Raw genomic sequence first — 22,348 nt, 5'->3', positions numbered from 1 at the left:
GACGAGCCACGAGGTCCCGGTGTCCCTGGGCCACCCTTCCCGGCCCGGGGTCTGGCCCGGAGCACGTCCCGGTACGGCGGAGCTCCGGGGGAACGGAACCGGCTCCGGCCCAGCCATCTCGCAGGTCGGAGCCGGTTCTCGCTCGTCGCCCTTCGACCAACCGGCCGGCGACGTGTCCGAGGTCGGCGGGGCTGGGCCGGACGTCGGCCAGGAGCCCACTTCCTTCGTGCTACCAAGGTGGAGTGGCACCTGGCGCACAACGGATGTGGAGCGCCGCCCGATGACGGCACCGGGCGCCCCGAGGCCACGGGCGCAAGCACTCCCCGCGAGCCGGCGCGTCATCGCGTGGATCGCGGCAGCCATGGTCATGGCGACAGTCCCGCTGGCGGGAGCAGTCCTCGCCGTGGCCCACGCGCCGCCGGCAACCGTAGAGATCGCCGGCGTGCCGGTCACCGTGACTCCGGTGCTGGGGCAGTCGAACAGCCGGCTGTTCGGTGGGGCTCTCGTACGACCGCAGTACGCACGGCTACCGCTGCTGGACAAGGCCGTCGGTGTGGATGTCGATGCGAACATCAACCTCCTCGTCCCCAGTGACAAGGAGACTCGGTCCTACCTGACGAGCCTGTGGGAGAACCCCGAACCGGCCATAGGCCGGATCAGGGACACTGCCCGCCGGCACGTACTCGCGTGGGCTGTGGCCGGATTCGCCGCCGGTCTCGCCCTCGATGGTGCGGCGCTCTTCCTCTGGAGGCGACGTCGCGCCAGACTCGCCCGCTACCCGACCGAGCAGGCCGAGCTCATCGACGCCTACAACCGCCCGCTGCGCCGCGCCGTCATCGCCGCCTGCATCGCGGCAGTTCTCGCCCTCGACATCGCGGCCGCGCGAACGTACACGCACGAGGACGACCATGCGATCCTCCCGTCAGCCGCGCTCGAAGGCACGGCGCTCGAGGGAACCCAGGTCACCGGGCTGCTCGCGGACGCGCTGCCGTTCACCTCGGTGCTCAGGCCTCGCACCGAGTTCTACGACAAGGTGAGCCGCAACCTCGAGACGGCACTGGCCGAGCAGTCGTCGCTCACCAGGCAGGACGGCGAGGTGTCGTTCGTGCTCGCCGAGGACTTCGAGGACGTCAACGGCATGGCCCGACAGGTCGGACTCGCAGCCAGGCTGATCGACGCGAACTTCATCGCCCTCACAGGCGACCTCACGTTCGCGGGACGCAGGGAGGAGACCTACCTCCTGGACACGATCGACTACTACTCGGACAAGATGCCGGTCTGGTTCGCCCCCGGACTCCACGACACCACCACCATCGTGGATGCGGCCATCACACGCGGCTGGCACGTCGCGGACGGTACGACCCATGCCGTCGACGGCCTCACCCTGCTGGCGGCTGCCGACCCGAGGATCTCGACCGTCGGCGACTTCGGCGTCGGAACGGTACGGCGCGACCCGGACGTCGACGTCGACACCTTCGTGCACGCCACCGCCGAGGCCTCGTGCGCGACTAGCACGGACTTCGTCCTGCTCCATGACCATCTCCTCGGCGAGCGGGTCGCCGGCGAAGGATGCCAGGACGTGGCGGTGCTCGACGGGCGGTCCTACCGGTTCCTCGGGCCCCGACAGGTCACGACGGCCACGGGACGGCAGACCATCGAGTTCACCATCGGAAGCGCTGGCGGGCACATCGACACCCGCCCGAACGCTGGGGTCATCCGGCACCCGGCCCGATTCGCGATCCTGTACGTCGCCACGGCCACGAAGGAGACCTCGTACTCCGTGGTGACGGTCAGACCGGATGCCACGGTCAGCGTCACGCCCCAGACACTGCTCAGCGACGCCCAGGCGGAGGAGGTCCACGCTCGGACCGGACGGCGCATCCCACACGGCGTGACAGCCGCTGCCCTCTCGAACCGCGCGTCGACCGGGTGAGTGCCCGGGGGCGCGAAGGGCTCGCTCGTCCAGCGCCCTGGTGCCTCCAGCGTCCGGTCGCGGTGGCACGCTGGTTCCCGACCGTCGGGGCGGTCACGAGGTCGCGGACGACACGGATCGGAGGTCGAGATGACGCGAAGCGACTATCGCCGCCACCTGCGGGCCGTGGTGGCGGCCAGCGCTGCACCGTACGGCTACACCCTCACGGTGTGGACCGCGGGAGCGGTGACGAGTCATGCGGAAGGCATCCCCTCCGCGCTCGACGCGCTGCTGCTGCTGGCGGGCGCGGTCCTGGCGTTCGGCGTCGTGGGAACCTTCGCCTACGGCGGGCTCAACGGTGTCCTCGCCCCGGAGGACACCCGGGAGATCCGGATCTGGGGCGGGATCCATCTCCCGTCCGTCGGGTCGAGCATCCTCCTGGTCGCCTTCGTGACCTCGATGGTCCACGGCCACGCCGCATGGCCGTTGGTGGGGTTCACGGCCACGACGACGTATCTCCTCGTCATCGGCGTTCAGTTCTGGCTCGCGACCCACCGGTACCTGGACGGTGAGGGTCCCAGCGCACCACCCAGGCGCCGCGCACCAGAAGGCGACCCCCCGCCACGAACGCACTGAGCGGCGCCCTGGACAGCAGGCGGATCTTCCTCGACAGGTTCGCCCGCCCGGGCCCGGTCCGCGGCTATCGACTCCAGGAAGCGGTCGACGCAGGCACGCAAGTCCCGCCTCTCTGCCGCTGCTGCCAGCCGATCGGCCCGGCTCCGCAGGTAGTACGAGGTCGAGCCGGTCGGCAGCCCTGCTGTCTCGTCCGCCGGGCGATGCGTGCGTCCCCGACTCCCGCGCGCGGCGAGGGTGGCGATCACGGAGTCCGCGATCAGGGCGTGTCGAGCCTCTCCTGCATCAGTCCTGCGTCCTCGCGCGATCCACGCCCTCGCGCTTCGCATCCACCCATACCGCGGCGCCGGCGCCGAGCAATCCCACGGCGCCGAGCGCGAGGAGCATGATCGGCGTGGCCTGCGCATCCTGACGACGTTGCGGGCATGACGAGACGCCGGCGCCCCCGAGCATCGCGTCGGCGAGAGCTCGCGCAGGGTCCAGTTGCCGGTCGGGTGAGCGGGCGTACTACCGCTTCGGTCCAGAGCCAGCCGGGTCCGGCCAGCCGGGCCGCGGCGGTGGGGTGGGTGCACCCAGCGTGCGCCTGGCCTCGGACAGGTCGGCACGCACGGTTCCCCGGAGACTGGCCGGGGTGTCGGCACTGCCCGGAGCTGGGTGGCCCGAGGACCCGCGCGATGACCCACGCTGCTGCCCTGCGGGATGCGGCCTGACGCCGTCACCAGATCAGTCTGACCGACGCGCCACGAGACTGATGTACGCGATGAAGCCGAAGAAGGTCCCGTTCCGAACGCGTCGCTCGGCCTCGGCCACCAGCGACTCCGCCAGCTCGGTGTCGACCACTCCGTCGCCGCGGAGCGCAGCCGCGCCCCTGGTGATGATGCTCAGCAGGTACGGCGCGTCCCCCACCTGCAGGTAGCCGTGGCTGTCGACCACGGGGTCGACGAAGCCCAGGTCCTCGGAGAGCCGGGACAGGCGCCGCATCACCCAGGGATCGTGGATGAAGTGCTCCGCAAAGGCGGCAGCGCACGCCTGGAGAGGATCGTCTGCGGCGCGCGCCACCGTCATGGTGGCGTAGTCGCCGTCGAAGAAGGCTGCCCATCCTCCGGGTCGCAGAAGTCGGTGCACCTCGCTGACGAGGCGGTGCGGGTCGGGCACGTGGCTCAACACGGTGTGGACGACGGCGACGTCGAAGGAGCCGTCCGTCAGGGGCACGTCTCGTCCATCGGCCTCCACGAACGAGATGTTCGCCAGGTCGGCAGCCAGCTCGTGGGCCCGCTTCACCAGCCCGGGCGAGGGCTCGACGCCGACGACGTCGGCGACCTCGGGGCGAGCCGCCAGCGCGCGGGCGATGGCTCCGGTGCCGCACCCCACTTCGACCACACGAGCGCCCCGCGGCCACGCGATCCGGCGGAGGTAGGTGTCGAGGATCTCGTGCTGACGGGCATCCTTGGCCCGCATCTCCATGGCCGCCGCCACCTGCTCCAGCGTCGCCTCGTCAGCGTCGGTGATGTGGGCGTAGACGTCCGGCATGTGCCCCTCCCGGGTTGCCTCTCCCTGTAGAGGATGCACCCGACCGCGCTTGCCAGCCACCCCCGCCTGGTTACGGACCGCTTACCTGGTGCGGCGCCAGGTCTGGTGCCGGGACGGCTGCGTCCCCGCCGGGACGGCGGGCTCGTTCCTCGGCGAGCCGCAGGATGTACTGGTCCACCTCGAGCGTCGGCTCGGCCTGGCTCGGGTCCTCCGGCCACCCCTGCACGATCGTGCTCGCCCACGCGGCCCAGCGGTCGACCAGATCGTAGAAGTCGACCAGGAACCGCGCGCCGGGTGAGGTGACCGCCAGCCGCTGCGGGAACGGGCCACGGTCTTCCACGTAGTCACGGGCGGCCGTCACGAACACCTCGAGCTGTGCGGTCGCCCACTCCCGTGCCGCCTCCAGCTGCGCCAGCGCGTCGTCGCGGGTGCCGAAGTCTGCGAAGAACAGCTTCAGGTTCTGCTCGAACTCCAGGCTGGGCCCCGCCCCCGGGGTACGCAGCCACTCCGCCAGCGCCCGTCGGCCCTCCTCGGTGATCGTGTACACGGTCCGCGGACGTCGCCCGACGGTCTCCCTGGCCGCCTCCGCCAGCCCGTGCGCGACCAGCTTCTTCGGCTCCTCGTAGAGCCGACTCCGCGCGCGTGGCCAGACGCGGTTGAGGGTGCGTTCCATCTGCACCGCAAGCTCGTAGGTGGTCCACGGCCGGATCGCGAGAAGGCCCAGGATCGCGAACGAGGTCGTGGTCAAAGCAGGGGTCCGGTCCACCCTTGACACATCGTCTCCTTGAGAGTATTCCAGAATAGTCCCTTCGAGACTATCCGAGCGAGATCGCCATGACCACCACCGAGCACAGCAACGAACACAGGAGCGAACACGCCAGCGAGCACGGCCGGCCGCCGGCACACCCCCGAGCCGACCGGACCGAGGTGGCCCACGGCAACCACGAGCAGTACGCCGCGTGGAACGGCGACGAGGGCGACCTCTGGGCTGCTCACCCGGAGTTCTTCGACAACTCGGTCCGCCACCTGCACCGCCACCTGATGGAGGCCGCGGCTATCGCACCCGACGACCGCGTCCTCGACGTCGGGTGCGGCAACGGCCAGTGCACCCACGACGCAGCACGCGCGGCAACCCGGGGCAGCGCGCTCGGCATCGACCTCTCGCTGCCGATGCTCCGCGTCGCGGAGTCGATCGCCCGACGGAACGGGCTGGGGAACGCGACCTTCGTGCACGGCGACGCGCAGGTCTACCCGTTCCCGCCCGCGGCGTTCGACGTGGCGGTGAGCCGGACCAGCGCCATGTTCTTCGCCGACCAGGTCGCCGCGTTCTCCAACATCGCCCACGCGCTGCGACCAGCGGGCCGACTGGCGGTGGTGTCCTGGCGCGGCCCGTCCGAGAACGAGTGGTTCAGCTCACTGGTCCGAGCCCTGCTCGGCGACCCGCCGCCGCCACCTCCGCCCTCGGCGCCGTCGCCGTTCCGGCACGCTGACGCCTCCGCCACCACCGAGATCCTGCATGCCGCGGGCTTCGACGACGTGGATCTGCAGGCAATCGACACGCCGATGTACTTCGGCGGGGACGCCGACGAAGGATTCCTGATCCTGCGCGACCTGCTTGGCTGGATGCTCCAGGACCGTGATCCGGCGGCGCGCAGGCAATCGCTGGAGCAGCTTCGTTCCCTCCTCGTCGAGCACCAGACCGACGACGGCGTCGCGTTGGGCTGCGCGGCCTGGCTGATCACGGCCCGACGCGCCTGACCGCGCCGAGCGGTAGTTCGTGTTCAAGTGGCCGACAGTGCAAGGTGCACGGCCTCCTCGAGGGTGAGCCTGCCACCCTCGGCGGCGAAGCGCCCGTAGGCGTCCTCGCCCAGGCTTGCCCTCAAGGCGGCCACCACCCGTTCGTGCTCGCCCAGGTCACCGAGGTGCCGGGTCTGGCCGAGGATGTCCAGAGCGCTCGTGCCGGCGCCCACCAGACGGGCGGCCAGCTCAGGCCGACCGAGGCCCGTGAGGGGGCCGGCGATCTCGGACACGGTCCATGCCGCCATCATCCGCCGACCCAGCCCCCAGCAGGTCAACAGGGCCTCGCGCCCGAGCTGCAGCGACTGCTCGTACTGGCCACGGTGGTCCGCGATGTACGCGAGGTTGGCCAGGAACACCGAGACGTGCGCCAGGTCGCCCGCTGCAAGAGCGAGATCTCTCCCCTCGGTGTACGCCGTGCACGCCAGGTCGTCGTCGCCGTGGACCCGGGCGAGTTCCCCCAGCACGTTGAGGCTCTGCGCCACCAGCGGTCCACCGCCGACGCGTCGGCCCAGGGCTATCGCCTCGGAGCACATCCCGACGGCCGTCTCGTAGGACTGTTCGGCGCCGATGTAGGTCCCCGCGGTCAGACCGAGGCAGTACGACAGGTACCGATCGTTGCCGCTGGCCCGGAAGCGCGACACCGCACCCTCCCAGAAGCTGCGTGCACGCACCGGGTCGAGATTCCACGAGAGAAAGGCCGCCGACATCAGGTTCCGTGCCGCGAGCTCGGAGTCGAGCTCGTCGAGGTGCTCCAGACTGGCGTCGACCCATCGCCGTGCCTCGGCGTGGTGGCCCTCCCGGTGCCAGAACGTGCCCAACGATCCGCAGATCCTGGCTGCCAGCACGAGGTCGCCGGAATGTCTCGCCCACGCGTGTGCGGCCCGCACCTCGGAGAGCTCGGACACCACCATCGAGATCCAGGTGGAAGCCAGCGTGGTCCAGCGGTCCTCCTCGATGCGCTCCAGCCATCCGGCGACGTGCCGCGCGTGACGTCTCTTGATGTCATCGTGCTCGGGGCTGGCTTGCAGCTGTTCGCACGCGCGCTCGCGCATGAGCTCGAGCATCGAGAACCGCGGCTCGAGGTCGTGAGCGTCCACCCGTCGGATCAGGCTCTGGTCGACCAGTTGCGACAGTGGAGCAAGCACGTCCTGGCCGGGCTGCATGCACACCTCCTCGATTGCTCCGAGCCGGGCTGCACCCGCGAACACGCCCATCCGGCGGAACAGCTCACGTTCGGGCGCGCCGAGGAGGTGCAGGCTCCAGTCGATCGTCGCGGGGATGGTCCGCTGCCGCTCGGGAGCCTCGCGGGGGCCGCCGAACGACGACCGCAGGCTCTGGCGGAGCCGCTGCCGGAGCAGGGGCGGTGGGAGGGTGCGGACATGTCCGGCAGCGAGCTTGATGGCCAACGGCAGACCGTCGACCAGGCGGCAGATCTCGGCCACCTCGCGGCGATGGGGTTCGAGAGCGAAGTGCGGATCGCTGGCGGAGGCATGGTGGGCGAACAGCGCTACAGCGTCGTTGTCGAACCCGCCTCCTGCGTCTCCGGGTACCGCAAAGGGTTGGACCTCGAGAACCTGCTCGTTGGTGACGCGGAGTCGAGCGCGACTGGTGCACACGATCTCGAGCTCGCGCGACCGTGCCGCGATCTCGGGAACGAGCGCAGCGGCCTCGATGACGTGCTCGAAGTTGTCGAGCACGAGGACCATCCGGCGGCCACGCATGGCCTCCCGCAGCATCTGAAGCGGATCCGAGCCGGCGAGCTGCATCCCGAGCTCGGTGGCAACGAGACCCGGGACCTCGTCGGCTCGGCTCGCCTTGGCCAGGTCGACGAAACAAGCCTCAGCGGCCCGTGCCGCGCTCCGGCGGTGCGCCGCCTCGATTGCAAGCGTGGTCTTGCCCACCCCACCCGGGCCCACGATCGTCAGGATGCGTGACTGGTCCAGCAGCGCGGACACCTGTTGGAGCTCGGCGACCCGCCCGAGAATGGGTGACGACATCTCCGGCACCGGTGAGGGGGGACGGCCCCGGAGCAACGTTGTCTCCGCGCCATCGGCCGCCGGAAGCGCAAGCACGGTGGTCCTGAGGGTCGCGGCAGTGTCTCCCGGCACGGTCCCGAGCTCGTCGCGCAGCACCTCGGCGAGCACGTCGAGCTGTCGCAAGGCGCCCGCGCGGTCTCCTCGTGTCGCCAGCCGGTGTGCGACGCGAACGTGCGCCTCCTCGTTCGTGGGGTCCTCCCGAACCAGGTCTTCCCAGCGGTCGGCCTGGCGCAGCAGGCGTAGGTACTGCAGGCGGCGCGATCCCCGAGCGGCGTCCGCCCACGTCTCGTAGGGATCTTCGGGCAGTACATCACCTGGATAGAGCGCCGCCGCGCGCTCCGCGAGCCGGCGCGCCTCGTCGGCGAGCACCTCGTCTCCTCGATGCGCACCGGCCAGCCGCCGCTGCGCGGACTCGGCGCTGGCAGCGGCAACGTCGAAGGCCTCGAGGTCGACGGTGAGGTCGGCTGACGGCAGCAGCGAGACGAGATCGGAGGACAGGGCCACCGCTCCGGGTACCCCGATAGCGCCCCTCGCGTAGTGAGCCGCCTTGTGCAGCTGTCGCACCGCCGCATCGGGAGGCAGCTCCGGCCACAGGGCCTCCAGCACTTGTTCCCGGTGCCGGCGATGGCCCTCCGCAAGGGCAAGGAACTTGACGAGCCTGGCCGCATGCCGGCGGCGCCACGACGCGGCAGGCACCGGGGTGCCGTCAACGACGACCTCGAAACCACCGAGCACCGAGACCACAACAGCCATGGCACCTCCTGCGCAGGAGATCGAAAGGCGACCAGCCATGTCACGGAACACGAACCAGTCAGCGCGTCGGCGCGGCAACGTGCGTGCTCCGTCGTGGCCCGCGGGCGCCAACCCACCCCCGGCCGTCCCGAGTGCCTGGGTCAGACCTTCGACGTCGACATCGTATCCCCGATTCGATGCGGGACCGCACACTGTGCGCTGACGCACAGGATCACGCAGGTCGGCACCATTGCTGCTGGCGCTCGTCGCCATTCCGTTGATGGGCGAACGGTAGCGAGCCATCCTGGGGCGACGCCGGCGAGGGTGGTCCTGGCGGGCTGTGTATCGGCTGTGAGGGCGAGAATCGGGCGTAACGTGCTTCCGTTCGCGTCGGTGCGTCGACGTCCTGCCTCGGCACAGATCGATCAGCCGACCCGACACAGCCCTGACTCGCTTCAGGCCGAGTCTTCCGCGTCCTGCTCGTACACGTCCGGGATGCCGTCTGCGTCGGAGTCGCGCGCCTCCTCCAGGCAGATACGCCGATAGACCCGGTTGCGGGCTCGCAGCACGATCGTGGCGAACGCCGTCGCGCAGAGCGAGCCGAGGAGGACCCCGACCTTGGCTTGGTCGTCGGCTGTGCTTCCGCTACCGAAGGCGAGGTCGCCGATGAGCAGGGAGACGGTGAAGCCGATTCCGGCCAGCATCGCCATGCCGGCGACGTCGATCCACGCCAGTTCCTCGTCGAGGTCGGCGCGGGTGAACTTGGACAGCAGCCAGCTCGAGCCAAGGATGCCGATCGTCTTGCCGAGGACCAGGCCACCGATGATGCCCAGCGCGATCGGATCGGTCAGCGACCGCTGCAGCCCGCGGAGTCCGCCGACGTACACGCCGGCGGCGAAGAAGGCGAACAGCGGGACGGCGACGCCGGCCGAGACCGGGCGGACGAGGTGCTCGAGGTGCTCGGCCAGACCCCGACCCGTGTGACCGTCCGAGCGGCGTACGGGCACGGTGAAGGCGAGCAGCACCCCGACGACCGTCGCGTGCACACCCGACTCGTGCACCAGCATCCAGGCCACCGCCGCGAGCGGCAGCAACAGCCAGACGTGGTGGATACGGTGCTGGACGAGGCCGCCGAAGGCTGCGATCGGGATCATCGCCAGCAGCAGGTAGGGCAGGTTCAGGTGGTCGGTGTAGAAGACCGCGATGATCGTGATGGCCAGCAGGTCATCGACGACCGCCAACGTGAGCAGGAAGGTGCGCAGTCCCGTGGGCAGGTGCGTGCTGATGACGGCGAGGATCGCCAGCGCGAACGCGATGTCGGTGGCTGTCGGGATCGCCCAGCCGACGAGGTTGTCGGTGCCGAGGTTCCAGGCCACGAAGACGAGTGCCGGGGCCAGCATCCCGCAGAGGGCCGCGACGACCGGCAGTGCCGCCCGGCGTGGGTCGCGCAGGTCGCCGGCCACGAACTCGCGCTTGAGCTCCAGACCGGCGACGAAGAAGAAGATCGCGAGCAGCCCGTCGGCAGTCCACGCGCCGAGCGTCAGGCCCAGGTGCAGCGCGGCCGGGCCGACCGTGAGTTCGCGGAGCTCGAAGTAGGAGTCGTGCCACGGGCTGTTCGCCCAGATCAGCGCGATCACGGCGGCGACGATCAGCAGCACGCCGCCGGTGGTCTCCGCCCGGAGGATCTCCGCAGTCCGCGAGCTCTCGAGCCAGGAGCCGCGTGCGAACAGGCGCAGCGGGCGGCGGCCGGGCTGACGGGTAGGACGGTCGGTGCGGGTCACGAGGCTCCGTCGTGGGCCGGCGACAAGACTTTGCCGACCAGACTTCCCGGCACACCTGTTTCCACCCTACCGACGCGGGTGCGGGCGTCGCGCCACCGTGTGCGGTCAGAACCGGTCGAAGCGATTCAGCCCGAAGCCCCGCCGCCGATGGTGCGCCTTGCGGCGCAGGATCGCCTCGGGTGACGTTGCCCGCGCCAGAACACAACGGAGCCGGAGAAACAGCTCCCCCAGAAAACGGTGCGGCATCGGCGATGAGTCCCCTCGCGCTCGGCAAGAAGACGCCGACCAGGCTTCCCGGCACACCCATCACGACTGTACCCCGCGCCCAACCCCGACCCGCCGCGCCGACTACGTGCCTCGGTAGGGGCAGGGCTGAGGGAGCGGTACGTCCGGAAGGTCGGTGGTGATGCCTCAGACGACGAGGAACGCGGCAAGTAGGCCAGTCGCGGTGGTAGCGATAGCCGCGGAAGTCCAAGCGGCGCGGGCTTGGGTGGTCTTCGATACGGACGCACCCACTGCGCAGCTGGCTTGCACCAGGGCCAGGAGGACGAAGGGGAAGGCTACCCACAGTCCCGCGAGTGCCGGCTCGTCGCCGGCGTAGCGACCGGCCTCAGCCGAGTAGGCGTCGCGGTACACGACGATGGCCAGCACCATGCCCACGACGGGCGTGAGCCAAGCCGCTGCTCTGATTCGGGACACCGCGCCATCTTGCTGCCTGTCGGGAGTGGAGTCCACGCACCGCAGGCTACGTGCCCGGGCGTCGGACACGAACACGCCGGGGCGATGCGGGGTACGGTTGGTGATTGGTGTGCCGGGAAGTCTGGTCGGCGGTCAGATCGCCGACCCCCAAGGAACCCCTCTCGATGCCTGTCGATCTACACCGGCCGCCGCAGGAGTACGGCTTTCGCGGCGAAGCGCTGGCCCGGCCAGTGAGGCCGACGCGACGGTGCCTCCTCGGCGCAAGCGCGGGGTCACGGCATGTCGGCACAGCAGGACGATGGCCGACCCCGAGGTCGCTGAGCGGGTCCTCCTGGTGTCCGCCGGCCGGCAAGGTGGGGTGACCGTGCGGGTACGACCGAGCGGGACGGCGTCGCGTCCGCTGCTGCGTCACCCGGCCCAGGTGATCGTGCTCGCCTTCGGCACGGCTGTGTTACTCGGGACGGTGCTGCTGATGCTCCCGGTGTCACGCACCGGCGCCGGCGGTGCGCCCCCCGAGACGGCCTTGTTCACCGCCACCAGCGCGGTGTGCGTCACTGGCCTGGTCACCGTGGACACCCCGACGTACTGGACCGAGTTCGGGCAGCTGGTCATCCTTGCCCTGATCCAGGTCGGCGGCTTCGGGATCATGACCGTGGCGTCGCTGGTCGGCCTGCTGCTCTCGCGCCGGATGGGGCTGCGCACCCGGCTCACCGCGGCGGCGGAGACCAAGAGCGTCGGACTCGGCGACATCCGGCGCATCATCACCGGTGTCGCCACGGTGAGCCTGGTGTTCGAGACCGCGACCGCGGCACTGCTGACCGGACGGTTCCTCATCGGCTACGACGAACCGTTCGACCGGGCGCTCTACCACGGCGTGTTCCACGCGGTCTCGGCGTTCAACAACGCCGGGTTCGCGCTCTACTCCGACAGCCTCACCCGCTTCGTCACCGACCCCTGGATCTGCCTGCCGATCGCGGCCGCGGTCATCTTCGGCGGCCTGGGGTTCCCGGTGCTGTTCGAGCTGCGACGACACCTACGCCGCCCCGGCCGATGGAGCCTGCACACCCGACTGACCGTGTCCACCTACTTCGGACTGCTGGCCATCGCCGTCCTGGTCGTGACCGGACTGGAGTGGAACAACCCGGGCACCCTCGGCGCCCTGGACCCGCCCGGGCGCGTGCTGGCCGGGTTCTTCCAGGCCGTCATGCCCCGCACTGCCGGGTTCAACTCCGTCGACTACGGGCAGATGGAGGAGAGCACCCTGCTGGCCACCGTCGTGCTCATGTTCATCGGCGGCGGCTCCGCGGGCACTGCCGGCGGCATCAAGGTCACCACGTTCATCCTGCTGTTCTTCGTCATCTCCAGCGAGGTGCGCGGCGAGCGCCACGTGAACGCCGGCGACCGTCGGGTCGGCGAACGCGTGCAGCGGCAGGCGCTCACCGTCGCCCTGCTCTCGATCGGGCTGGTCATGTCCGCCACCCTGGTGCTGCTCGAGGTCACCGGTCTCGCACTGCGCGACGTCCTGTTCGAGACCGTCTCCGCGTTCGGGACCGTGGGCCTGTCCACCGGCATCACCCCCGGCCTGCCGGTGAGTGGCCAGGTCCTCCTCGTGGTGCTCATGTTCGTCGGGCGGCTCGGCCCGATCACCCTCGTGTCCGCGCTCGCCCTGCGCGAGCGGCAGCGCCGCTACACCCTCCCGGAAGGCAGGCCCCTCATTGGCTAGACAGATCATGGCCCGGCAGATCCAGCTGTCCAGCTCCCCGGTCGCCGTCATCGGCCTCGGCCGGTTCGGCAAGTCCCTGGCCCTCGAGCTCGTCGCCGAAGGCGTCGAGGTGCTCGGCATCGACGGCGACCACAAGGTCGTGCAGTCCCTGGCCGGGCGGCTCACCCACGTCGTCGAAGCGGACACCACCGACGAGGAGGCGATGCGACAGCTCTCGGTGCACGAGTTCGACCGCGCGGTCATCGGCATCGGCACCGACCTGGAGTCCAGCATCCTGTCCGCCTCGGTCCTGCTCAAGCTCGGCGTGCCGAACATCTGGGCCAAGGCCGTCAGCGAGTCCCACGCCCGCATCCTCGCCCAGATCGGTGTGCATCACGTCGTTCGTCCCGAGCACGACATGGGCAAGCGCGTCGCTCACCTGGTCCGCGGGCGGATGCTGGACTACATCGAGTTCGACGACGGCTTCGCCATCGTCAAGACCAAGCCCCCCTCCAGCCTGCACGGCCTCCCGCTCGGCGACTCCAGGCCCCGCTCGAAGTACGGCATCACCATCGTCGGCGTCAAACGCACCGGCCAGGACTTCACCCACGCCACCCCCGAGACCGTCGTCCAACCCGACGACCTGATCATCGTCTCCGGGCCCCAGGACAAGGTGGAGCGGTTCAGCGAGCTCACCTGACGACCTCCGGGCCGCGGAGGCCTCGTCAGGCCTGGCCGTGCCGCCCGCGGCGGCGTACCGTGGGCCGTGGAGCGCCGGGAAGGCTGGTCGGCAACATCGAACGTCGACCCCGAGGATGCCACCATGGCAGAGCAAGCGGCTCTTCCCCTCGAACTCCGGCACGCAGGCGTATGGGTGCCGCGGAACCGCATCGGCCCGGTCGGCTGGATCGGTCCCGAGCCTCGCCCGGTCTCCCCGAGCGAGGCCTGGTCGCCACATGCGGACCGGGACATCGTGCTGGTGCCCTACAACGGCAGCCCGGTGGCGCAGGCCGCGCTGCCGGTGGCTGCTCCCTGCGCGCTGCAGCTGCGAGCGACGGTCCTGGTGCTCTATGTCCGGCCGTGGGACGTGTGCCGCGGCGGGTTCTTCTTCATCGAGACCCGGGAGGAAGCGCGCGAGATCGCGGAGCGGGGAGCGCGGTGCCTGCGTGCCGCCGGGGTGAGCGCCGACGCCGTGGTCGCGGATGCCGACCGGCGGCTCCTCTCGGCCGCGATCGTTGCTTACGCCCGGACCGTGCAGGCCCAGGCGATCGTCATGGGCACCGGAGCACGCGGCGCCCTGCACGCGATCTTCGTGGGAAGCACCTCAGGGCACGTGGCGCGCCGCTGTGAGCGTCGCGTCATCCTGGTCCGGCCTGATCGAACCGGCGCGGTGCGCTGGTCCCGGGCGCGACCGATCGGAGGGTCACCGTGACCTCACGGAGCCAGCCCCTCAGCGAACCCTCGTCGCTACCCGGTCCGCGGCATGCCGCACCTGCCTCGTTCCGCGACTTGCCATCGGGCTGATGACCGACGGTGCGGCGCCGATGGAGCGAGCGAGGCGGCAGCTCGCGCAAGGCGCATGGACCGAAGCGAGGGCGAGCTTCGACCTCGCCGCCGCGGACGACCCATCACCGGAGGCGCTGTTCGGCGTCGCGATCGCCGCCTGGTGGCTCGGCGACACCGAGGCGGCCCTCTCGGGCTGGGAACGCTCCTACACGACCGCCGTGGTGCGCGAGGACTGGCAGCGCGCAGCGTTCGCCGGCTTCTACCTCTGTCTGGGTTACGAGATGAGTCTGGGGAACGAGACAATCGCCACGGCCTGGGTCGATCGAGCCGACGAGCTGGTGATCCGGCACGAGCTGGAGCCGCTCGTCGGGTGGATCGCGCTGTGTCGTGCTCACCTCGCGAACGACCACGGCAGACCCGGGACGGCGGCGTCGTTGGCCCGCGCAGCGATCGAGCGCGCCCATGCGGCGAGCGACGTCGACCTGGAGCTCTGCGCCACTGCCGAGCTGGGCACGGCACTAGTCGAAGGCGGCCGGTTGGACGAGGGCCTGGGTCTGCTCGGCAAGGCGATGGCCCGCTCGCTGGCAGGAGAGGCCACCGACCTGGATGCCGTCGTGCTGATCGCCTGCCGGGTGCTGACGTCGTGCAGTCACGCCGCCGATGCGAAACGCGCGCTGCAGTGGGTCCACGCCGCCGACGACTTCCACGATCGCTACGGCTCATCGCACCTCTTCACAACGTGCCGTGTGCACTACGGCGCGGTCCTCCTGGCGACCGGCGCATGGGAAGACGCCGAACGCGAGCTCCTAGCCGCGCTGGAGATCGGACGACGAGCCGAGCCCACGCTGCACGCCGAGGCGAGGGCCATGCTCGCCGAACTTCGGCTCGCGCAAGGGCGGATCGATGAGGCGGATCATCTCCTCCAAGGACTCGAGTCGGAGGCGGTGGCCACGTTCGCCGTCGCCGCTCACCTGCTCGCACGTGGCGAACCCAGCGCCGCTGGTTCCCTGGTCCAACGGCGCCTGTCCCGTGTGGCTGAGGACTGCTTGGAGGCGTGGCGGCTGACCGGGCTCCTCGGCGAGATCGACGTCGCACGCGGCGCGTTCGCCGAGGCAACCCTTCGGGCTGGTGAGTTGCTGGATCGAGGCACGCGTGCCGGATGCGACCCCGTGGTCGCGGCCGCGTCGCGCCTGCTCGGAATCGCGCTGCTCGGCGCGGGCGACCCGCCCGGCGCCACCGAGCACCTTCAGCGAGCGGTCGCCCTCTACGACGACCTCGGTCTGGCTGTCGACGGGGCCCGGACCCGGCTACTCCTGGGTCGCGCGCTGGCAAGCGTCGATGCCGAGTCCGCGCTCGCCGAGGCTCGAGCAGCGCTCCATGCCTTCGAGATCATCGGCGCCGCTCGACTTGCGGACGAGGCCGCCGCACTCATCCGCTCGCTCGGCGCGAGGGCTCGCCGGGGCGGACCCAGCCCGGACCGCCTGCTCACGCGACGTGAACGCGAGGTCGCCGAGCTCGTCGCCGCGGGACTGGGGAACCCGGAGATCGCCAACCGACTCTTCATCACGCGCAAGACCGTCGAGCACCATGTGAGCAGCATCCTGGCCAAGCTCGGGCTCACCGGACGAGCCGAGCTCGTCGCCCGAGCACCGAGCCTCCTCTCGGGAGATCCGCTCAGAGATAGGTGAGGACCCCGATGCGGAGGCACCCGGATCCGCGGCAGGCTCGCCCTGTCCGAGATCTCTTCGGTCGTGGAGGCGATGACCGTGACAGCGAGCACGTTCGACGTGATTGTGGTGGGAGCCCGCGCCGCGGGTGCGCCGGCGGCCATGCTGCTCGCCAGGAAGGGGGCCCGCGTCCTGCTGCTGGACCGGGCGAGCTTCCCGAGTGACACGATGTCCACTCATCTGATCCACCCGCCCGGGATGGAGCTCCTACAGCGGTGGGGGCTCGCCGAGCGCGTGGTTGCGAGCGGCTGCCCTCCAGTCACCGGCTATCGCCTCGACCTGGGCCCGTTCGCGATCGCCGGCACCCCTCGCGGCACCACCGCAGCGCCCTGCGCGTTGGCGCCACGGCGGTTCATCCTGGACGCCATCCTGGTCGACGCCGCGGTAGAAGCGGGCGCCGAGCTCCGGGAGGAAGTGCTCGTCGACGGCCTCGTTGTGGAGGGCTGTGTCGTGCGCGGGATCCGCGGCCGGACCCGTGCCGGGGCGACCTTCGAGGAACGCGCTCGGGTGGTGATCGGCGCGGACGGGGTGCATTCATCCGTGGCACGCTGGGTGGGCGCTCCGATCACCCACGAAGTCCCGGCGCTCGAAGCCCTGTACTACGCCTACTGGAGCGGGTTCCCCACCGACGGGGAGTTCCAGCTGTACCAGCGCGGCGCGCGTGGGTTCGGCGTGATCCCGACCAACGAGGGCCTCACTGCTGTGGTGGTGACTTGGCCGGTCGACGAGTTCGACGCGAACCGGCGGGATCTGCTCGGGAACTATCTCGGGGCCTTCGAGTCGGACCCGTCACTCGCTGAGCGTGCGCGGGCTGGGCGACGGGAGACGCGGTTGGTGGGCGCGAGGATGCACAACTTCTACAGGCGATCGCACGGGCCGGGATGGGCGTTGATCGGCGATGCCGGGTACCACAAGGACGCCGTTACCGCACAAGGGATCACCGACGCCTTTCACGATGCGGAGCTCATCGCCAGGGCGCTGGACGATGCGTTCTCGGGCCGTCGCGCGGAGGCCGAGGCGCTCGCCACGTACGAGCACAACCGGGACACTGCGACCAGGCCGATGTTCGATCTCACCTGCCAGCTCGCCTCGAACGACCCGCCCTCTGCCGAGGAGGCTGCTCTGCTCGCCTTCATCGCGAGCCGCGAGGACGCGACGCAGGACTTCCTCAGCGTGTTGGCCGGAACCATGCCGGTCGACGCGTTCTTCAACCCTCGGCACCTCGAGAAGTACGACGCGGTGCCCGAATCGTCTCCCACAGTCCAGTGATCGGGGCTTCACCTTGCCTCCCGACCAACAACTTGCCTGAACCCGATGCCGACGTGCGAGAGGCGCTACGCGCCCGGCCGTGGCCGACGCCTGACGATTTCGGGCGAGCTCAATCTCTCAAAGTCACTCTTCGGGCCGCGGTCCCCCGAGGTTGTGTGGCCACCGCTCCCGTCGATTGTTGACGTTCACCGTGTCGAACACGGCCTGGAGATGGTCCTGGACGGTGCAGCTGCAGATGGCGAGCGACCGCTGCGTTGCCTCAAGCCCCCGCGGCCGTTCCTTGCGGCCGGACCACCAGCCAGGTGCGGCTGAGCTCCTGCACGTCGTGGCACAGCACCTGGTGCTTGCCTTCGTGGGCGCAGAGGTACAGCGGGTGCCCGGCCTAGGTCACCTGGAGGGAACCGTCCGTACGGCGAGTGGTGCCGAGCGGCGCGTCCCGAACCTGACCCGCAGCCGATGGTTCGGCGGTGGTGAGGACCGGGGGCCACGCGGCCGCGCAGTCGGCATAGCAAGCCGGCTCGGCGCCCGCCTCGCGGGCGAAGAGATAGATGGGCTGGCCGGTGCTGTCGAACAGCATCGGACCGTAGTCACTGTCGGCGGTGATGATCTCGGCGCCGTTGTGTCCACTGGGCGGCTGGGTGGGGTCGGCGGGTTGCGCCGTGCGGGATGTGGATGGGCGCTGCGATGCCTGGCCTGCGGCGATGGGTGGGTCCGCGGTGTCGTCGGCCGGGGCGCTGCACGCGGTCGCCAAGAGGAGGCTCAGCAGGAGCAGCGAGGTCGGGCGCATGAGGCCAGTCTCCGGCGGTGTGCGCCTTGTGGTGGTGACGAAATCGTGACGTCCGCGTGGGCGACCCCTCCAGGGACGCGCACGCGGATGGCCGTCACGGCGCCGATCCCGCCGTGTCAGTCGGCGACCAGACCGGAGATGCCGAACGCGGTCCCGGCTGCGGTGCCGGCGTCGGTGAGCGACCCGCTGGGACCGATCCGCCACGAGGCGACCGACCCGGCGCGCATCCGCACGGACAGCTGACGGCCGTCGGGGGAGACCGCGGCATCGGTGGGACCAGCGCCGGACGTCGCGGCGACCGGCGCGATCAGGGACAGCGTCCGGTCGCCGGCGATGGCGTAGGTGGAGATCGACACAGCGAACTGACGCCCCTGGCCGATCGGGCGGATGAGCCACGCCCGGTCACTGACCGGGCTAGCAAGCGTCATAGCGGCGAGAGGAACGGTTCCACCACGGCGACGACGTCGTCGACGGCGTCCCAGGCGGGCTCGAGGTGGGTGAGCGGCATGGGCACGACTGAGACGTTCTGGTTGGTCGAGGCCAGCTCGTCAAGCGCCATGTCGAGCACGGGCGGGGCGTCGGAGCGGGTGCAGCGGATGATCATCGTCGGGCCCTGCACCCCTCGATACATCCGCAGCACATCGGCCTCGCCGTCGTCCTCGAACGCGTCGGCGAACAGGTGCCGGGGAGGTCGGCGCACCCACTGCCCCTCACCGACGGGGACCAGGTTGCGCTCGGCCATCACCCGGGCGTTCGGGGCGGTGTAGCCGATCCGCGGGAACACCGCACACAGCTGCTCCACCTGCTCGTCCCGCCAGTGCCGGTCGCCGGACTCCGGGGCGGCGGTTATCGCGAAGAAGGCCTCCCGCATGCCTTCCTGGAACGAGCGAACTCGCGCCGCTGCGCCGGGGTGCCGACAGTGACCATGCCCGGGCCGAAGCCATCGATGCTGACCACTCGTCCCCCGTGGACACTGCCGTGGTAGCCGGCGAGGAAGCCGCCCAGCGAGTGCCCGAGCACGTCGACCGGTCCGAGGCCGAGTCCCTTGGCCACCGCGGCGATGTCCGCTGCGGCGTCCTCGAGACGGAACCTCGCCGGGTCGCCCGACCGACCGCAGGACCGGACGTCCATGGCCACGCACCGTCGGCCGTGCCCCAGCCGTTCGGCGTACTGGTCCATCGACTCGAGGTTCGCGCCACCGCCGTGGAGCAGCATCAACGCAGGTGCCTCGGCGCCGTGGTCTCGGGCGATGGGTGTGCCATCGCCGACGTCGGCTGCCGTTCGTTCGTGCCTAGGGCCAACGGTCTCGAACTCGTCGCCGTGTGCGCCCTCGCCTAAAGGCCGCGACTCGTGCCGCGGACCAGTGTCCCACCGCCGCGCTTTGCGGCAGTTGCCCGCTCTGGGCACCGGGCGACCGCGCCCGGATCGCAGCGTTGACCCAGCGCCCGGCTGACATGGGGGTCTTTGCCCCCAGCGAACACCAGCGACCTACCTGGAGCTTGCGATCGCGCCCGAGCTGGTCTGGCGATGCAGCGACCCTGACGGGCAGCGTCGCCGCCGAGAGCCACCACGCGCGAATACTTTGGGAGTTTTTGGGGAGCAACCGTTCCCCCGGTCGGCGACCGCGTGGCCATTTTCGCTGGTCTGCGACCTTCCGGCGAGACTTGAACCCGCGAGTACTTCGGGATTATGTCGGGATTCGAGGCCGATAGTTCAACACTTGCAGGGCCTTTGATCCGCGTTTCCGCAGGTCAAGGCCTATTTTCTTGTCGGGCTGACAGGATTTGAACCTGCGACCCCTTGTTTCTCGGCGGGCACCTCACCGAATGGCCCACATTTGCGTCATCGTGCACCTGACCTGCGCAAACACATAGGCACTCCTTCTGTGTTTGCCAGCGATCGCCCCAATCAGCGCCGATCTGCTCGAATACTTGGGGAATATGTGCGTCACGGTGGCGAGGATTGACCAACGAACCTCTGGAATCGCACACGACGATTCCGATGCCAACCGGCCTACCCCGGCGGTGGGTGAAGGGTTGTCGAAACCCTGATCGTCTCAGTCTCCTGCGGGAACCTCAATCGGGATCGACCTCATCGAGCGCCTGGTCCGCCTGTACGAACAGCGCATTCAGCGAGGCTCGCCACGCCGGCAGATCACGGGACAGCGTGAGCCAGGTGAGCTCCCGTTGATCTCGTCGTACTGGTGGATGAGGAAGTTGCGGTTGGCGACCGCAAGCGCCCAGTCGACGCCGTCGGGTGCGAGCACGTCTAGCTTGGAGAGCCGGTTGGCGGCCTCCCCAAGCTTCATCATCAGGGAATCGCCGGCCTCTTGCAGGAGGTCGTCGGCAAGGTACGCGTCGTGGCCGCGTTCGATGATCTCGTCGACGCGGGTGAGCCAGCCCTTTACGTGCAGGAGTTCCTTCGCTGCCTTGCGTTCCACTACAGCAGCACCGCGTCACGACGGATGTCATCGTCGAGCGTCGGTTTGAGTCCGCCGTAGTCGATGAGGTCGATCTCGCGACCGAGGACCTGTGCGATGAGTTGTTTGAAGCCGATGAACCCGAAGGTCGAGGTTCCTGCGGGTGCTTCGACGATCAGGTCGATGTCGGAGTCCTGACGGGCCTGTTGGCGCGCGACGGATCCGAAGACAGCGAGCTTGCTGTAGCCGTGCTCAGCGGCGAGTGCCTTGAGTATCGGCGCGGCGGCTTCGAGCAGCTTCTCGGGATGGACGCCACCGAGATCGTGGGCGAACTTGAGTTGCTGGCTGACGGCGGGCTGGGTGATGCCGAGCGCTTCGGCGATCTGGCGCTGACTCATGCCGCTGGCACCCATCGCCCGCAGTGCGAGGACGCGTCGCAGCCGCGCGACGTCTTCCTCGCGCCGGGCGTCGCGGTACTCGGCCATCAGGGTCATAAGCCCACCTTATCAAACCGGGAGGACACCTGGCGGTGGACCGAACGTCACCTGCACGACGTCGTACGGGATGAGCGCGAGCTCAAGGCGGACCTTCCGCCGTGAACGTCGGCGCAGAGGGCGGTCCACCACTGCTGGGTCGGCCTCCGACCGCGTCTCGCTTCCCAGCACGGCCTAGACCTCTCGCCGCAGGAAGCCGTGCAGCACCAGGACGTCGCGAGCTTGGATCGCTGCCGCCCCTCCTACGAACAGAAGGGCCAACACTGACATCGATGCCGGGCCAGTCCAGACCTGACCGGTGACTTCGGCGCGCTGCTCGCGCTACGGCGCGGTCCGCAGCGGTGCGTAGCTGCTGTTGAAGATCTGCCGACCGGCGAACCGGAGGGACGCGTTGCGCACGGTGCCGGGGAGTCTGCGCGTTCGGTCCCGGCGTCGCGTTTGGGCGTGCACGAACTCGACGCGGGGCCGCCGTCGAGCCTGGAACGCCTCGAGTGGCCGGCCGGAGGCGATCGTTTCCGCGAGGACGAGCGCGTCCTCCAGCGCCATCCCGGCGCCTTCGGCCATGTTTGGCGCCATGGCGTGTGCCGCATCACCGACCAGCACGATCTTGTCGAGCACCCACGGCTCGTGGACGACCTCCTCGATCGGCGAGAAGTACGGCGCGCCACCGGTCGCGAGCCCCGCTGCCAGGATCGTCGGAACGGGCTCCGCGAAGCGACCGAAGAGCTCGGCCAACGCCGCCGGGTCCCCACTGGTGGGGTCGGTCGTCTCGGAGGCATCGATATCGGCGTAGCAGTAGACCCGACCACCGTCGAGAGGGATCACCAGGAACGCCCGGCCCCGCCCGAGCCACACGGTCCACGACGTGACGTCCGCGAAGCCGTCAACGAGCAGACGCCAGCTGGCTTGCCCCACGAAGTGAGGCTCGCCGCCACCGAACGCATGGGCGCGTACCCAGGAGCGCAGGCCATCGGCGCCAACGACGGCGTCGTAGTCCTCGCCCGAGCCGTCGACGAAGTCCGCGTGGACTGGTCCGCCACGTTGGCGAAGGTCAACGACGGTCGTCGCCAGCCGCACGTCGATGCCCTCGCGGAGCACCTCGTGCAGCTCACGATGCCCTAGCGCGACACACGGGCCTGCCTCGCCCCAGAAACCGGGTAGGTCGATCTCGAGAAGGAGGCGACCGCGTTCATCCAGGAACCGCTGACGTGCGATCACCCGGCCGCGGTCGCGGAGCTCGGCCTCGAGACCGAGCGCGCCGAGCGCCCGGACCGAGTTGGCAGGCAAATACGGCTCTTGTGATTGATCCGTGGGTCATTGC

20 protein-coding genes are annotated in these 22,348 nt (G+C 69.9%); 8 read left to right on the top strand and 12 right to left on the bottom strand.

All coding sequences use genetic code 11. From position 1 onward, the window contains the following. Positions 1-442: 442 nt before the first annotated feature. A complete protein-coding gene (locus EKO23_RS20415; RefSeq protein ID WP_134720159.1) occupies positions 443-1,933 on the top strand; it encodes a hypothetical protein in 1,491 nt (496 codons plus the stop codon). 129 nt (positions 1,934-2,062) lie between these two features. Next, positions 2,063-2,548, top strand: coding sequence for a hypothetical protein (locus EKO23_RS20410; protein WP_175582726.1), 486 nt, complete (start codon positions 2,063-2,065; stop codon positions 2,546-2,548). 720 nt (positions 2,549-3,268) lie between these two features. Here EKO23_RS20410 and EKO23_RS20405 read toward each other — a convergent pair. Together EKO23_RS20405 and EKO23_RS20400 are read right to left on the bottom strand one after the other, a co-directional pair. Further along, the gene (locus EKO23_RS20405; protein WP_134720157.1) at positions 3,269-4,075 is read right to left on the bottom strand and encodes a methyltransferase domain-containing protein; all 807 of its coding nucleotides are present in this window, start codon (positions 4,073-4,075) and stop codon (positions 3,269-3,271) included. Positions 4,076-4,145: 70 nt separating this feature from the next. Then, the gene (locus EKO23_RS20400) at positions 4,146-4,841 is read right to left on the bottom strand and encodes a PadR family transcriptional regulator (RefSeq protein ID WP_246051212.1); all 696 of its coding nucleotides are present in this window, start codon (positions 4,839-4,841) and stop codon (positions 4,146-4,148) included. A gap of 68 nt (positions 4,842-4,909) precedes the next feature. On the opposite strand from EKO23_RS20400, the gene EKO23_RS20395 reads away from it, so the two are divergent. Continuing rightward, positions 4,910-5,833 (top strand): class I SAM-dependent methyltransferase, encoded by a 924-nt coding sequence (locus EKO23_RS20395; RefSeq protein ID WP_134720153.1) that lies wholly within the window; start codon positions 4,910-4,912, stop codon positions 5,831-5,833. Between the two features lie 23 nt (positions 5,834-5,856). Here the strand turns inward: EKO23_RS20395 and EKO23_RS20390 are convergent, their stop codons facing one another. The 3 genes from EKO23_RS20390 to EKO23_RS20380 all read right to left on the bottom strand — a co-directional run bounded on the left by EKO23_RS20390 (position 5,857) and on the right by EKO23_RS20380 (position 11,159). Further along, entirely contained in the window at positions 5,857-8,916 is a 3,060-nt protein-coding gene (locus tag EKO23_RS20390; RefSeq protein ID WP_167880572.1) for an ATP-binding protein, read from the bottom strand. A gap of 182 nt (positions 8,917-9,098) precedes the next feature. Continuing rightward, positions 9,099-10,424: a Na+/H+ antiporter NhaA gene (nhaA, locus tag EKO23_RS20385; RefSeq protein WP_217702724.1), complete on the bottom strand. Its 1,326-nt coding sequence runs from the start codon at positions 10,422-10,424 to the stop codon at positions 9,099-9,101. Between the two features lie 411 nt (positions 10,425-10,835). Beyond that, positions 10,836-11,159 (bottom strand): hypothetical protein, encoded by a 324-nt coding sequence (locus tag EKO23_RS20380; RefSeq protein ID WP_134720149.1) that lies wholly within the window; start codon positions 11,157-11,159, stop codon positions 10,836-10,838. Between the two features lie 262 nt (positions 11,160-11,421). On the opposite strand from EKO23_RS20380, the gene EKO23_RS20375 reads away from it, so the two are divergent. The 5 genes from EKO23_RS20375 (at position 11,422) to EKO23_RS20355 (ending at position 17,327) form a co-directional block, all read left to right on the top strand. Next, positions 11,422-12,846 carry a TrkH family potassium uptake protein gene (locus EKO23_RS20375; RefSeq protein WP_134720147.1) on the top strand — a complete coding sequence of 475 codons (1,425 nt, stop codon included), beginning with the start codon at positions 11,422-11,424 and terminating at the stop codon, positions 12,844-12,846. A gap of 7 nt (positions 12,847-12,853) precedes the next feature. Next, complete coding sequence (locus EKO23_RS20370; protein WP_134720145.1) at positions 12,854-13,525, top strand: potassium channel family protein; 672 nt, start codon at positions 12,854-12,856, stop codon at positions 13,523-13,525. Between the two features lie 123 nt (positions 13,526-13,648). Beyond that, on the top strand, positions 13,649-14,257 hold the full coding sequence (locus EKO23_RS20365) for a universal stress protein (protein WP_134720143.1): 609 nt from the start codon (positions 13,649-13,651) through the stop codon (positions 14,255-14,257). 91 nt (positions 14,258-14,348) lie between these two features. Then, a complete protein-coding gene (locus EKO23_RS26535; protein WP_167880571.1) occupies positions 14,349-16,019 on the top strand; it encodes a helix-turn-helix transcriptional regulator in 1,671 nt (556 codons plus the stop codon). 72 nt (positions 16,020-16,091) lie between these two features. After that, entirely contained in the window at positions 16,092-17,327 is a 1,236-nt protein-coding gene (locus EKO23_RS20355; protein WP_246051213.1) for an NAD(P)/FAD-dependent oxidoreductase, read from the top strand. A gap of 382 nt (positions 17,328-17,709) precedes the next feature. Here the strand turns inward: EKO23_RS20355 and EKO23_RS20350 are convergent, their stop codons facing one another. From EKO23_RS20350 to EKO23_RS20320, 7 genes are all read right to left on the bottom strand, one after another. Beyond that, complete coding sequence (locus EKO23_RS20350; protein ID WP_246051211.1) at positions 17,710-18,114, bottom strand: COG4315 family predicted lipoprotein; 405 nt, start codon at positions 18,112-18,114, stop codon at positions 17,710-17,712. A gap of 116 nt (positions 18,115-18,230) precedes the next feature. Next, positions 18,231-18,542, bottom strand: a complete 312-nt coding sequence (locus EKO23_RS20345; protein ID WP_134720139.1) for a hypothetical protein — start codon at positions 18,540-18,542, stop codon at positions 18,231-18,233. Next, a complete protein-coding gene (locus tag EKO23_RS20340) occupies positions 18,539-18,985 on the bottom strand; it encodes a hypothetical protein (RefSeq protein ID WP_134720137.1) in 447 nt (148 codons plus the stop codon). Before EKO23_RS20340 ends, EKO23_RS20345 begins: the two co-directional genes overlap by 4 nt. Next, a complete protein-coding gene (locus tag EKO23_RS20335; protein WP_134720134.1) occupies positions 18,961-19,329 on the bottom strand; it encodes an alpha/beta fold hydrolase in 369 nt (122 codons plus the stop codon). The genes EKO23_RS20340 and EKO23_RS20335 overlap by 25 nt, the downstream gene beginning before the upstream one ends. Positions 19,330-20,242: 913 nt before the next feature. Further along, complete coding sequence (locus EKO23_RS20330; protein WP_134720132.1) at positions 20,243-20,554, bottom strand: HepT-like ribonuclease domain-containing protein; 312 nt, start codon at positions 20,552-20,554, stop codon at positions 20,243-20,245. Continuing rightward, positions 20,554-21,027 (bottom strand): nucleotidyltransferase domain-containing protein, encoded by a 474-nt coding sequence (locus EKO23_RS20325; protein WP_134720130.1) that lies wholly within the window; start codon positions 21,025-21,027, stop codon positions 20,554-20,556. The genes EKO23_RS20330 and EKO23_RS20325 overlap by 1 nt, the downstream gene beginning before the upstream one ends. 321 nt (positions 21,028-21,348) lie before the next feature. After that, the gene (locus tag EKO23_RS20320) at positions 21,349-22,314 is read right to left on the bottom strand and encodes an FAD-dependent monooxygenase (RefSeq protein ID WP_134720128.1); all 966 of its coding nucleotides are present in this window, start codon (positions 22,312-22,314) and stop codon (positions 21,349-21,351) included. Positions 22,315-22,348 lie beyond the last annotated feature (34 nt).

Origin of the sequence: Nocardioides guangzhouensis (genome assembly GCF_004519545.1) — a bacterium.
Classification (GTDB): Bacteria; Actinomycetota; Actinomycetes; order Propionibacteriales; family Nocardioidaceae; genus Nocardioides; species Nocardioides guangzhouensis.
The sequence above is the reverse complement of the archived record's forward strand: the minus strand, read 5'-3'. Positions and strand labels throughout refer to the sequence as shown.

What these genes read in the sequence shown, in the direction of transcription:
- EKO23_RS20355 (WP_246051213.1), top strand. Translation starts at nt 16,092, where the DNA reads ATGACCGTGACAGCGAGCACGTTCGACGTGATTGTGGTGGGAGCCCGC.
- EKO23_RS20345 (WP_134720139.1), bottom strand. Translation starts at nt 18,542, where the DNA reads ATGACGCTTGCTAGCCCGGTCAGTGACCGGGCGTGGCTCATCCGCCCG.
- EKO23_RS20335 (WP_134720134.1), bottom strand. Translation starts at nt 19,329, where the DNA reads ATGCTGCTCCACGGCGGTGGCGCGAACCTCGAGTCGATGGACCAGTAC.
- EKO23_RS20365 (WP_134720143.1), top strand. Translation starts at nt 13,649, where the DNA reads ATGGCAGAGCAAGCGGCTCTTCCCCTCGAACTCCGGCACGCAGGCGTA.
- EKO23_RS20405 (WP_134720157.1), bottom strand. Translation starts at nt 4,075, where the DNA reads ATGCCGGACGTCTACGCCCACATCACCGACGCTGACGAGGCGACGCTG.
- EKO23_RS20370 (WP_134720145.1), top strand. Translation starts at nt 12,854, where the DNA reads ATGGCCCGGCAGATCCAGCTGTCCAGCTCCCCGGTCGCCGTCATCGGC.
- EKO23_RS20395 (WP_134720153.1), top strand. Translation starts at nt 4,910, where the DNA reads ATGACCACCACCGAGCACAGCAACGAACACAGGAGCGAACACGCCAGC.
- EKO23_RS20410 (WP_175582726.1), top strand. Translation starts at nt 2,063, where the DNA reads ATGACGCGAAGCGACTATCGCCGCCACCTGCGGGCCGTGGTGGCGGCC.
- EKO23_RS20350 (WP_246051211.1), bottom strand. Translation starts at nt 18,114, where the DNA reads ATGCGCCCGACCTCGCTGCTCCTGCTGAGCCTCCTCTTGGCGACCGCG.
- EKO23_RS20390 (WP_167880572.1), bottom strand. Translation starts at nt 8,916, where the DNA reads ATGGCGACGAGCGCCAGCAGCAATGGTGCCGACCTGCGTGATCCTGTG.
- EKO23_RS26535 (WP_167880571.1), top strand. Translation starts at nt 14,349, where the DNA reads ATGACCGACGGTGCGGCGCCGATGGAGCGAGCGAGGCGGCAGCTCGCG.
- EKO23_RS20340 (WP_134720137.1), bottom strand. Translation starts at nt 18,985, where the DNA reads ATGCGGGAGGCCTTCTTCGCGATAACCGCCGCCCCGGAGTCCGGCGAC.
- EKO23_RS20375 (WP_134720147.1), top strand. Translation starts at nt 11,422, where the DNA reads ATGGCCGACCCCGAGGTCGCTGAGCGGGTCCTCCTGGTGTCCGCCGGC.
- EKO23_RS20325 (WP_134720130.1), bottom strand. Translation starts at nt 21,027, where the DNA reads ATGACCCTGATGGCCGAGTACCGCGACGCCCGGCGCGAGGAAGACGTC.